This is a genomic window from Limnohabitans sp. (assembly GCF_046052825.1).
Taxonomy (GTDB): domain Bacteria; phylum Pseudomonadota; class Gammaproteobacteria; order Burkholderiales; family Burkholderiaceae_C; genus Limnohabitans.
In genome coordinates this window covers 52035-64448 of the sequence record NZ_JAVLFP010000002.1, presented here as the reverse complement: position 1 = coordinate 64448, position 12414 = coordinate 52035, and the positions used below count along the sequence as shown (strand labels likewise).

The 12414-nt window shown below is 55.3% G+C and carries 11 protein-coding genes; 10 read left to right on the top strand and 1 reads right to left on the bottom strand.

Features of this window, described 5'->3' with window-relative positions:
* From carA to ACKWJN_RS00360, 4 genes are all read left to right on the top strand, one after another.
* Positions 1–821: glutamine-hydrolyzing carbamoyl-phosphate synthase small subunit (gene carA / locus ACKWJN_RS00375; RefSeq protein WP_408593451.1), on the top strand; the 821-nt coding region annotated here is incomplete at its 5' end.
* The gene (gene carB / locus ACKWJN_RS00370; RefSeq protein WP_408593450.1) at positions 822–4082 is read left to right on the top strand and encodes a carbamoyl-phosphate synthase large subunit; all 3261 of its coding nucleotides are present in this window, start codon (positions 822–824) and stop codon (positions 4080–4082) included.
* Positions 4083–4098: 16 nt separating this feature from the next.
* On the top strand, positions 4099–4575 hold the full coding sequence (greA, locus tag ACKWJN_RS00365) for a transcription elongation factor GreA (RefSeq protein WP_408593448.1): 477 nt from the start codon (positions 4099–4101) through the stop codon (positions 4573–4575).
* Between the two features lie 52 nt (positions 4576–4627).
* A complete protein-coding gene (locus tag ACKWJN_RS00360; protein WP_408593457.1) occupies positions 4628–4996 on the top strand; it encodes a DUF4149 domain-containing protein in 369 nt (122 codons plus the stop codon).
* Here the strand turns inward: ACKWJN_RS00360 and ACKWJN_RS00355 are convergent, their stop codons facing one another.
* Entirely contained in the window at positions 4997–5470 is a 474-nt protein-coding gene (locus tag ACKWJN_RS00355; RefSeq protein ID WP_408593446.1) for a YhbY family RNA-binding protein, read from the bottom strand.
* Positions 5471–5504: 34 nt separating this feature from the next.
* Here ACKWJN_RS00355 and ACKWJN_RS00350 point away from each other — a divergent pair, with 34 nt between their 5' ends.
* From ACKWJN_RS00350 to pstS, 6 genes are all read left to right on the top strand, one after another.
* Positions 5505–6179 carry an RlmE family RNA methyltransferase gene (locus ACKWJN_RS00350; RefSeq protein WP_408593445.1) on the top strand — a complete coding sequence of 225 codons (675 nt, stop codon included), beginning with the start codon at positions 5505–5507 and terminating at the stop codon, positions 6177–6179.
* A gap of 107 nt (positions 6180–6286) precedes the next feature.
* Positions 6287–8200 (top strand): ATP-dependent zinc metalloprotease FtsH, encoded by a 1914-nt coding sequence (gene ftsH, locus ACKWJN_RS00345; protein WP_408593444.1) that lies wholly within the window; start codon positions 6287–6289, stop codon positions 8198–8200.
* Positions 8201–8264: 64 nt separating this feature from the next.
* Positions 8265–9089: a dihydropteroate synthase gene (folP, locus tag ACKWJN_RS00340; RefSeq protein WP_408593443.1), complete on the top strand. Its 825-nt coding sequence runs from the start codon at positions 8265–8267 to the stop codon at positions 9087–9089.
* A 37-nt stretch (positions 9090–9126) separates the two neighbouring features.
* Positions 9127–10458, top strand: a complete 1332-nt coding sequence (glmM, locus tag ACKWJN_RS00335; protein WP_408593441.1) for a phosphoglucosamine mutase — start codon at positions 9127–9129, stop codon at positions 10456–10458.
* A gap of 263 nt (positions 10459–10721) precedes the next feature.
* Complete coding sequence (locus ACKWJN_RS00330) at positions 10722–11192, top strand: hypothetical protein (RefSeq protein WP_408593439.1); 471 nt, start codon at positions 10722–10724, stop codon at positions 11190–11192.
* Between the two features lie 109 nt (positions 11193–11301).
* Positions 11302–12333 carry a phosphate ABC transporter substrate-binding protein PstS gene (pstS, locus tag ACKWJN_RS00325; protein WP_408593438.1) on the top strand — a complete coding sequence of 344 codons (1032 nt, stop codon included), beginning with the start codon at positions 11302–11304 and terminating at the stop codon, positions 12331–12333.
* Positions 12334–12414: the final 81 nt, after the last annotated feature.

The following is a 12414-nucleotide window of genomic DNA, read 5'->3' as shown; positions in this document are numbered from 1 at the left end:
TGGCGATTGCCAACATTGACACCCGTCAATTGACACGTATCTTGCGCACCAAGGGGGCGCAAAACGGCGCCATCTTGGCACTGGCACCAGGTCAGCAAGTGACGCAAGTGTTCAAAGACCAAGCCATTGCGGCAGCGCTTGAAGCGCCCAGCATGGCCGGACTCGATTTGGCACAGCAAGTCACCGTGGAAGCGCCCTATGCCTGGACACAAACCGCATGGGCATTGGGAACGGGGTATGGCGAACAAACCGCGCCAAAGTTTCACGTCGTGGCGTATGACTTTGGTGTGAAGAAAAATATCTTGCGCATGTTGGCCGAGCGCGGTTGCAGCGTGACCGTGGTACCCGCCAAAACTTCAGCTGCAGAGGTGCTCAAACACCAGCCAGATGGCATCTTTTTGTCCAACGGACCCGGCGACCCGCAACCGTGCGACTACGCCATTGCCGCTGCGGCCGAGTTGATTGAAACAGGTATCCCGACTTTTGGTATCTGTTTGGGGCATCAAATCATGGCCTTGGCCAGCGGTGCCAAAACCTTCAAGATGAAATTTGGACACCACGGTGCCAACCACCCGGTCAAAGACCTTGACAGTGGTCGCGTGTCGATCACCAGCCAAAACCACGGTTTTGCGGTGGATGAAAAAACATTGCCTGCCAATTTGCGAGCCACCCACGTGTCCTTGTTTGACGGCACCCTGCAGGGCTTGGCCCGCACCGACAAACCCGCGTTTTGTTTTCAGGGACACCCCGAGGCATCGCCTGGTCCCCATGACATCACCTATCTTTTCGACCGCTTCATCAACTTGATGGAGAAAAAATAAATGCCTAAGCGCACCGACTTAAAAAGCATCCTCATCATTGGCGCGGGCCCCATCATCATTGGGCAGGCGTGTGAATTTGACTACTCTGGTGTGCAGGCTTGCAAAGCCTTGCGTGAAGAGGGATACAAAGTCATTTTGATCAACAGCAATCCCGCCACGATCATGACCGACCCTGCCACGGCAGACGTCACTTACATCGAGCCCATCACTTGGCAAACGGTTGAAAAAATCATTGCCAAAGAGCGTCCAGACGCTATCTTGCCCACCATGGGCGGGCAGACCGCTTTGAATTGCGCTTTGGATTTGTGGCACCACGGCGTGCTCGACAAATACAAAGTCGAATTGATCGGTGCCACACCTGAGGCGATTGACAAGGCGGAAGACCGCTTGAAGTTCAAAGATGCCATGACCAAAATTGGCCTAGGTTCAGCTCGCTCTGGCATTGCCCACAGCATGGAAGAAGCCTGGGAGGTTCAACGGCAAGTGAATTTTCCAACTGTGATTCGTCCCAGCTTCACCTTGGGTGGGACCGGTGGTGGCATTGCTTACAACCCCGAAGAGTTCGAGGTCATTTGCAAGCGTGGCCTGGAAGCTTCGCCTACCAATGAGTTGTTGATTGAAGAGTCGCTGCTGGGGTGGAAAGAGTACGAGATGGAGGTGGTTCGCGACAAAGCGGACAACTGCATCATCATTTGCTCGATCGAGAACTTGGATCCCATGGGGGTGCACACCGGTGACTCGATCACCGTGGCACCGGCCCAAACCTTGACCGACAAGGAATACCAAATCATGCGCAACGCCTCGTTGGCTGTGTTGCGTGAAATTGGCGTGGACACGGGGGGCTCGAACGTGCAGTTCTCCATCAATCCCAAAGACGGTCGCATGGTGGTGATTGAGATGAATCCGCGCGTGTCGCGTTCATCTGCTTTGGCTTCCAAGGCCACGGGCTTTCCGATTGCCAAGGTAGCGGCCAAGTTGGCCGTGGGTTACACGCTCGATGAGTTGCGCAATGAAATCACCGGTGGTGCTACGCCGGCGAGCTTTGAGCCCAGCATTGACTACGTGGTCACCAAAATCCCACGTTTTGCCTTTGAAAAATTTCCCACAGCCGACAGCCGCTTGACCACCCAGATGAAATCCGTGGGGGAAGTCATGGCCATGGGCCGTACCTTCCAAGAGTCGTTCCAAAAAGCCCTGCGTGGCTTGGAGGTTGGCGTGGACGGGATGAACGAAAAAACCCAAGATCGCGAAGTGCTTGAAAAAGAGTTGGGTGAGCCCGGTCCTGAGCGCATTTGGTATGTGGGCGATGCGTTCGCCCAGGGCCTGAGCGTCGATGAGGTGTTTGAGCTGACCAAAATTGACCGCTGGTTCTTGGTGCAAATCGAAGAGATCGTGAAAATTGAGTTGGAACTCGAAACCACGACGCTGGAAGCCATCACAGCCGACGAGTTGCGCGCCTTGAAGAAAAAAGGCTTTTCCGACCGTCGTTTGGCCAAGCTGCTCAAAACGACCGAGCATGTGGTGCGGGCCAAGCGCCATGCCTTGAACGTACGCCCTGTCTACAAACGCGTGGACACCTGCGCCGCAGAGTTCTCCACCGATACCGCTTACATGTACTCCAGCTACGAAGGCAACGGAGACGGCGAGTGCGAGGCTGAGCCAACACAGAACAAAAAAATCATGGTGTTGGGCGGAGGCCCCAACCGCATTGGTCAAGGCATTGAGTTTGACTACTGCTGCGTCCATGCCGCACTCGCCATGCGCGAAGACGGCTACGAAACCATCATGGTCAACTGCAACCCTGAAACCGTGTCCACCGACTACGACACATCGGACCGACTGTATTTCGAGCCTTTGACGCTGGAAGACGTGTTGGAGATCGTGGACAAAGAAAAGCCCACCGGTGTGATTGTTCAGTACGGTGGCCAAACCCCCTTGAAACTGGCCCTGGGCCTTGAGGCGGCAGGCGTCCCCATCATCGGTACCAGTCCAGACATGATCGACGCGGCTGAAGACCGCGAGCGTTTTCAGAAGTTGTTGCAAGAACTTGGGCTGCGTCAGCCGCCCAATGCCACCGCACGCACTGAACCCGAAGCTTTGGAAAAAGCGGCTGCCTTGGGCTATCCCCTGGTGGTGCGTCCCAGTTATGTGCTGGGTGGACGCGCCATGGAAATCGTGCACGAGCAACGCGACTTGGAGCGCTACATGCGCGAAGCCGTCAAAGTGAGCCACGATTCACCGGTGTTGTTAGATCGCTTTTTGAACGATGCCATTGAGTGTGATGTGGACTGTTTGCGTGACCCCGAAGGCAAAACCTTCATTGGTGGCGTGATGGAACACATCGAACAAGCCGGGGTGCACAGTGGTGACTCAGCTTGCTCGTTGCCGCCGTACTCGTTGTCTGCTGAGACCGTGAACGAACTCAAGCGTCAATCTGCCGCCATGGCGGCAGCCTTGAACGTGGTGGGCTTGATGAACGTTCAATTCGCCATTCAGCATGTGGATGGCAAAGACGTGATCTATGTGTTGGAAGTCAACCCACGTGCATCACGCACAGTGCCTTACGTGTCCAAGGCGACAGGAATTCAGCTGGCCAAGGTTGCTGCGCGCTGCATGGCTGGGCAGACGCTTGCTTCGCAAGGCATTCTTCATGAAGTGACACCACCTTATTTCAGCGTCAAAGAGGCCGTATTCCCGTTCGTCAAATTCCCTGGTGTTGACACCATCCTGGGCCCTGAGATGAAGTCCACGGGTGAAGTGATGGGGGTTGGCAAAACCTTTGGCGAAGCTTTTGTCAAAAGCCAATTGGGCGCTGGTACCAAACTGCCGCGCCCCCACAAAGCCGATGGCTCGTCTTCGGGCAAAGTGTTCATCTCGGTGAAAAACAACGACAAGGTCCGAGTCATAGAGGTGGCTCGTCAACTGGTCGCCCAAGGCTTTGAGCTGATCGCGACCAAGGGCACGGCCTTGGCCATCACCACGGCGGGTGTGACCTGTGCCACCGTGAACAAGGTGACCGAAGGTCGTCCTCACATCGTGGACATGATCAAGAACAATGAGATCGCATTGGTCATCAACACGGTCGAAGAGCGCCGCAACGCGATAGCGGACTCGCGTCACATTCGCACCTCTGCCTTGCTCAACCGTGTCACTACTTTCACCACCATCGCAGGTGCCGAGGCCGCGGTGGAAGGCATGAAGTACATGGACCAACTCGATGTCATTTCTGTGCAAGAGATGCACGCCCAGTTGACTGCTTAAGAAAGCCACCCTGCACATGACCACCATTCCTATCACCAAGCGCGGTGCCGAAAAACTCAAAGAAGAGCTGCACAAACTCAAAACTGTGGAGCGTCCTTCGGTCATCAATGCGATTGCTGAAGCGCGCGCCCAAGGTGACTTGAGCGAAAACGCCGAATACGACGCAGCCAAGGACCGTCAAGGTTTCATCGAAGGTCGAATTCAAGAAATCGAAGGCAAATTGTCTGCCGCACAAATCATTGACCCTTCTGCCGTTGATGCCGGTGGGCGTGTGGTGTTCGGTGCCACAGTGGATTTGGAAGACGAGGACTCAGGCGACGCCGTGACCTATCAAATCGTGGGCGAGGACGAGGCTGATTTGAAACTGGGCCTGATCAATATCAGCAGCCCGATAGCCCGTGCCTTGATTGGCAAAGAAGAGGGCGATGTCGCGGAAGTGCAGGCGCCAGGCGGTATCAAACGTTACGAAATCGTCGCGGTCGCTTACCGCTGATCACCCCGTGGCGCGCTTGCAAATTTATTTGGCAGCGCTGTGGTGGGGCAGCATGTCGACCATTGGCTTTCTGGTGGTGCCTTTGCTGTTCGTGTATTTGCAAACCCCGGCCATGGCGGGGCAGATGGCTGCCAAGCTGTTTGCTGCGCAAACCTGGGTGTCTCTCGCATGTGGCCTGTTGCTGGTGTTGTCGGCGCAGCGGCAAGTGCATGCACAAGGTCTGACGCAGTCTCCCTCACCTTGGGTGTTGAGCGGGATGTTGCTGGCTTTGCTGTTGGAGTTTGTGGTGACACCCCACATCTTGGCACGTGAAAACTTGAAACTTTGGCACAACCTAGGCAGCGCTTTGTACTTGGCTCAGTGTATGTGTGCTGCGAAAGCGCTCTGGGACAGTCAACCTCCAGAGCGGTTACAGCACTGATCAACCCAGTGTTCGTTTTTTAATCGAGGTTTTCTTTGGTTTTGCGCGTTTGACTTGACCGCCAGACGTCAGGCGTTGGTTACCCAAGACGCGCAACATCTTGACTTCGGGCCGCTGGCCACCTCTGGAGCTGTACTTGAGCACTTTGACATCGCGCGGGCCAGGTAAACGGTCTTCTGTGACTTCACGGACTTTTTCCGGCTGTGGGCGCCAAAGCACCAACAACTTGCCAATGTGTTGAATGGGGGCCGCATGGAGTTGGTCTGCCAAGGCGGCAAACATCTCTTCGCGCGCGGCGCGGTCATCGCCTAGGACGCGAATTTTGATCAGGCCGTGGGCGTTGAGCGCCATCTCGGCCTCTTTGAGGACGGCAGGCGTCAAACCATCGTTGCCAATCATCACGACGGGGTCGAGATGGTGGGCTTCTGAACGATGGATTTTGCGTTGTGCAGGGGTGAGTTGAATTGCGGGCATGGGGGTATTATCCCCGCTCGTTCAAAGGTATGAATTGAAAGTTAAAACTAAAAGCAAAAAGGTCAACAAATCATGGCTCAACGACCATGTCAATGACCCTTACGTCAAGATGGCGAAGAAGGACGGCTACCGTGCGCGTGCTGCCTTCAAGCTCAAAGAAATTGACGAACAACTGAACTTGATCAAGCCGGGCCACCTGGTGGTTGATTTGGGCTCCACACCTGGCGCCTGGAGTCAATACGTTCGGCGTCGCTTGTCACCCGAGGGTGCAGCAGTCGGCACCTTGAATGGCAGCATCATCGCTTTGGATATCTTGCCCATGGAGCCGGTGGAAGGCGTCCAGTTCTTGAACGGCGATTTTCGCGAACCAGAGATGTTGGCTCAGTTAGAAGCGGTGTTGCAAGGCCGCTTGGCCGATGTGGTGGTGTCTGACATGGCCCCCAACTTATCTGGTATCGAGTCCGCAGACGCTGCGCGCATTACCCATTTGGTCGAACTGGCAGTTGATTTCGCACAACACCACATGAAAGAAGAGGGTGCCTTGGTGGTCAAACTCTTTCATGGCAACAGTTACGGCCCGCTCACCAAGTTGTTCAAAGAAACTTTCCACGTGGTCAAGCCTATCAAACCCAAAGCCAGTCGAGATAAATCAAGTGAAACATTTTTGGTCGGAATTGGCCTGAAACATCGACATTCCTCTAACCCGTAAGGTAAGGATGGCTGTTTCCTTATGACAACACCATTAGATGGCTTGAAAGGCCTAAAATGGGACGCATCTGTGTACGACCCGTACTCTTTTTCTAATCGGAGCCCACATTGAACAATCAATGGTTCTCAAAAGTCGCTGTTTGGTTGGTGATCGCCTTGGTGCTGTTCACCGTGTTCAAACAGTTTGAAACACGTCCAGGCGCAGGTTCTGGCTATTTGGGCTATTCGGACTTCCTAGAGGAAGTCCGAGCCAAGCGCATCAAGACCGCCACCATTCAAGAAGGTCAAGGGGGCACCGAAATCGTCGCTGTCACCAATGACGAGCGAAAAATCCGCACCACGGCCACGTACTTGGACCGTGGTTTGGTGGGTGACTTGATCGCCAATGGGGTCAAGTTCGATGTCAAGCCCCGTGAAGAAGGTTCCCTGCTGATGACCTTGTTGGTCAGTTGGGGGCCCATGCTGCTGTTGATTGGCGTGTGGGTGTACTTCATGCGCCAAATGCAAGGCGGCGGCAAAGGCGGGGCCTTCAGCTTTGGCAAAAGCAAAGCGCGCATGCTGGACGAGAATAACAACACCGTGACCTTTGCCGATGTGGCGGGTTGCGATGAAGCCAAAGAAGAAGTCAAAGAAGTGGTCGACTTCCTCAAAGACCCGCAAAAATTCCAAAAGCTCGGTGGACGTATCCCTCGTGGCCTGCTGCTGGTAGGGCCTCCAGGGACTGGTAAAACCTTGTTGGCCAAGGGCATTGCTGGCGAAGCCAAGGTGCCGTTCTTCAGCATTTCAGGCTCCGACTTTGTGGAAATGTTCGTGGGTGTCGGTGCAGCCCGTGTGCGCGACATGTTTGAGAACGCCAAGAAAAATGCACCTTGCATCATCTTCATCGATGAAATTGATGCGGTAGGTCGCCAACGTGGCGCAGGTTTGGGTGGCGGCAATGACGAACGCGAACAAACCCTGAACCAAATGCTGGTGGAGATGGATGGTTTCGAAACCAACCTCGGCGTGATCGTGGTCGCTGCCACCAACCGACCCGATATTTTGGATGCCGCTTTGCTGCGTCCAGGCCGCTTTGACCGCCAGGTTTACGTGACGCTGCCTGACATTCGTGGTCGCGAACAAATCTTGAACGTGCACATGCGCAAAGTGCCCTTGGGACAAGACGTCAACGCAAGCGTGATCGCGCGCGGGACTCCAGGCATGAGCGGTGCTGACTTGGCCAACCTGTGTAACGAAGCCGCCTTGATGGCTGCCCGTCGCAATGCTCGGGTGGTCGAGATGGTCGACTTTGAAAAAGCCAAAGACAAAATCCTGATGGGGCCTGAGCGCAAAAGCATGGTCATGCCTGAAGAGGAACGTCGCAACACGGCGTACCACGAGTCGGGTCATGCCTTGATTGGCAAGCTCTTGCCCAAATGTGATCCTGTGCACAAAGTGACCATCATCCCCCGTGGCCGCGCCCTAGGTGTGACCATGAGCCTGCCGGCACAAGACCGCTACAGCTACGACCGCGAATACATGTTGAACCAAATCAGCATGCTCTTTGGTGGCCGTATTGCAGAAGAAGTGTTCATGCACCAAATGACCACTGGTGCGAGCAACGACTTTGAACGTGCCACCTCGATCGCCCGTGACATGGTGATGCGCTATGGCATGACCCAGGCTTTGGGACCCATGGTGTACGCCGAAAACGAAGGTGAGGTGTTCTTGGGCCGCTCGGTCACCAAGACCACCAACATGTCTGAAGCCACCATGCAAAAGGTGGACATGGAAGTGCGCAGCATCATCGACGCCCAATATGCCTTGGCGCGTGGCTTGATCGAGGAGAACGCCGACAAAATGCACGCCATGGCCAAAGCACTGTTGGAGTGGGAAACCATCGACACCGAGCAACTCGATGACATCATGGCGGGGCGTGAGCCGCGTCCTCCCAAAGACTGGACGCCTCGCACGCCATCATCGGGTGGCGGTAATGGTGGCACACCGGCTGTCCAACCTGATCCAGCCCCATCGGCCGCTTGATGGCGTTGGGTCTGTGAATGACATCAACCAACGGGGCGTAAGCCCCGTTTTTCATGAACGCTGTATGTTTTGGCAAACCACACGCTTTCGCATTGACCTGAGCCGCCCCCAAGTGATGGGCATCGTCAATGTCACACCTGACTCTTTCTCAGATGGGGGGCGGCACGACACCACACAGGGTGCGCTGGCGCATGCCGAACAATTGCTCAAAGAGGGCGCACACATGCTGGACATTGGCGGTGAATCCACCCGCCCTGGGGCGCCAGCTGTGACGTTAGAAGACGAATTGGCGCGCGTGCTTCCTGTGGTGCGCGAAGCCTTGCGCTGGCAGGTTCCGCTGTCGGTGGATACCTACAAACCCCAGGTCATGCAAGCTGTGTTGGATGCCGGAGTTGACATCGTCAACGACATCTGGGCTTTGCGCCAACCGGGTGCCCAGGCTGTGGTGGCGGAGCACCCGAGTTGTGGTGTGTGTTTGATGCACATGGCTGGGGAGCCACGCACCATGCAGTTGCGGCCCATGGAGGGGCTAGCCAAACCCGCAGTGCATGCTTTTTTGAAAGATCATGCACAGCAACTCCAAGCACTTGGTCTATCGCGCGAACGCATCACGCTCGATCCAGGTGTGGGGTTCGGCAAAACAGTGGCACAGAATTTTGAATTGCTGTCAGGCCAGGCCGATTTATTGTCTTTGGGCTATCCCTTGCTGGTGGGCTGGTCTCGCAAGTCTTCCCTTGGTGCTGTGACCGGTTGCGAGGTCGGCGAGCGTTTGGTCCCCAGCATCGCAGCCGCATTGCTGGCCGTTGAGCGAGGCGCTCGAATTGTGCGTGTGCACGATGTCGCCCCCACAGTGCAGGCCTTGAAGGTCTGGCAGTCTGCCACTCTTTGAGACAATCTATGCATCATTCCTCAAAACAAGAAAAAACATGACCCGCAAATACTTTGGCACCGATGGCATTCGTGGCACCGTGGGGCAGGCCCCCATCACGCCAGACTTTGTGTTGCGCTTGGCCCATGCTGTGGGGCGTGTGCTCAAGCAAACCGAGGCCAACCCTACGGTGTTGATTGGCAAAGACACCCGTATTTCAGGCTATATGTTGGAGTCCGCCTTGGAGTCGGGTTTTAACTCCGCTGGCGTCCATGTGGTGTTATTGGGCCCCTTGCCCACCCCGGGAGTGGCGTATCTCACACGCGCACAGCGCGCCAGTTTGGGCGTTGTCATCAGTGCCAGCCACAACCCTTTTGCCGACAACGGCATCAAGTTCTTCAGTGCCCAGGGCACCAAGCTCAGTGATGATTGGGAGCTGGCCGTGGAAGCCGCGCTGGAAGAAGCCCCGGTCTGGGTTGACTCCGCCAGTCTGGGTAAAACCCGTCGACTGGACGATGCAGCGGGCCGCTACATTGAGTTTTGCAAAAGCACTTTCGCCCATGAGTTGACACTCAAAGGACTCAAGGTGGTGGTCGATGCTGCCCACGGAGCGGCGTATCACATTGCCCCCAAAGTATTTCATGAGCTGGGTGCGGAAGTCGTGGCAATTGGGTGCAGCCCCGATGGCCTCAACATCAACCATGAGGTGGGTGCTACCCATCCCGAGGCCTTGGTGCGAGCGGTGAAAGCCAACCATGCAGACTTTGGCATTGCCTTGGATGGAGATGCCGATCGGCTGCAACTCGTGGACGATCAAGGACGTTTGTACAACGGGGATGAATTGTTGTACCTCATGGCAGACGACCGCTTGGCCAGGGACGAAGTGTTGCCCGGTGTGGTGGGTACGCTGATGACCAACATGGCTGTAGAAGTGGCGTTGACGCGTCGTGGCGTCCAATTTGTGCGTGCCAAGGTAGGGGACCGCTATGTCTTGGAGGAGCTTGAGAAACATCACTGGATCTTGGGCGGCGAGGGTTCGGGTCATTTGTTGGCTTTGGATAAACACACCACGGGCGATGGCTTGGTCAGCGCTTTGCAGGTGCTACAAACCTGCGTGCGCAGTGGCCGCACCATGGCTGATTTGCTCAAAGAGGTCAGCCTATTTCCGCAAACGCTGATCAATGTGCGATTACGCCCAGGTCAGGACTGGCAAGCCAACACCCACATGCAAGAAGAAACCGAGAAAATTCGCAACGAGTTGGGCCAGAGCGGGCGCGTGCTGATTCGGGCCAGTGGCACCGAGCCTTTGGTGCGTGTGATGGTCGAGGCGCAAGATGCAGCCCAAGCCCAGCGCTGCGCCCAACGCATAGCCGACACCTTGCGTGCTTGACGATGCCCAATCGATCCACGGCGCTGGCAACTTGGCTTGCAATTGGGTTTGCTGTGACGAGCAGCTCAGCGCTGTCAGACGAGCCGTCATACAAATTCACGACTGGCATCTATGCCTTGTCTGGTGGGGCTTTGCCCAATAGCCACGGGCTTGATATCAACCTTCGACAAAGTTCGCAGTTGGGCAATGTATGGGGCGCGTGGTACCGAAGCCCTGAGACCCCAGTCTCTCAACCTCGCATGGGATGGGACAGCAGCTTTGACATGCCGCGCTGGCGCGTCATGCCATCGGTACAGGTCGCTTCTGGGGGCTTTGTGGGGGGGAGCTTATCGCTAGAGACGGGCGAGACGTTATTTGCAGGCGTGGGATTGGGGCGAACAAACCTTCGACCTTATGTCAACCTCAACTTTGATCCGAATGACGCGTGGATGGCCTCAATGGGCTACCGATGGTCTTCTTTGCAGTCACTGTCCTTGCAGGTGGTGAAGGACAACCGGCAAAACCCAGACCAGCAACACCTGCATGTGTTGTATCGATCACCTTTGCCCAATAGGCAACGGCTGACTCTGGATTTGCTGTTCAAAAGTGGCTTGGTTGAGGAGCGCATGGTGCATCGCACAGGTTTGAGCGTGACCTATGACTTGCCTAACTACTTCGCCCGCATTGCCTACGACCCGGTCATCAACTTCACCCCACAAACGATGTGGCGTGTTTCGGTGGGGACGCGCTTCTGATCAGTTTTTCCTTGTTATGTGTTCTTTGCCATGAATTCGTCACAGTTGTCACAAAGCCGTCACAAACTTTGTCTAAATTAGGTTTATTCCAACCAATTGAAGGCATCACATGAAGTCGAAACGTACATTGATCAAATCTGTGGCTGCGGCAGCTATGGCAACTCTTTTCATGGGGTCATCTTTTGCAGCTGAAATCACGGGCGCAGGCGCAACCTTCCCATACCCCATGTATGCAAAGTGGGCTGAAGGTTATAAGGCTGCCACGGGCAACAGCCTGAACTACCAGTCGATTGGTTCTTCCGGTGGTATCCGTCAAATCAAAGCCAAGACCGTGACCTTCGGTGCTACCGATGCGCCTTTGTCTGGCGAAGAACTTGACAAAGAAGGCATGGTTCAGTTTCCCGCCATCATCGGTGGCACAGTGCCTGTGGTGAACTTGGATGGCTTCAAGCCTGGCGAATTGCGCGTGACGGGTGTTGTCTTGGCCGAGATGTATTTGGGCAAAATCACCAACTGGAATGATCCCAAGATTGCCGCCACCAACCCCGGTAAAAAATTACCTGACCAAGCCATCACCATCGTTCATCGCGCTGATGGTTCGGGTACCACTTTCAACTTCACCGATTATCTGACGGCCGTCAGCAAAGACTGGTCAAGCACGGTCGGCAAGGGTGCTGCGGTCAAGTGGCCAGCTGCGTCTTCGGTGGGAGGTAAAGGCAACGAAGGTGTGGCCGCCAACGTGAACCGCGTCAAAGGTTCACTGGGCTACGTTGAGTATGCTTACGTCAAAAAGAACAACATGACGTTCATGCAGTTGCAAAACGCAGACGGCAAGTACGTTGCCCCTGATGACTTGACTTTTGCGGCTGCCGCCGCCGGTGCAGATTGGATGAGCGTGCCCGGTATGGGCGTGTCCATGGTCAACGCCAAAGGTGCCAACAGCTGGCCCATCAGCACAGCGTCCTTCATTTTGATGTACAAGCAGCCCACAGACAAAGCTGCAGCAGCTGAAGCCATCAAATTTTTCGATTGGGCTTTCTCCAATGGCAAGAAAATGGCAGAAGAGCTCGATTACGTGGCCTTGCCTGACAGCTTGACCGCTCAAATCCGCGCCAAAGTGTGGACGCAAATTCAAAAGTAATTTGAATGGGATTCAAACAAACCGTCGGCCTTCATGGAGTGCCGACGGTTTTTTTTAGTACCCATAACCAGGGTGTTTCTA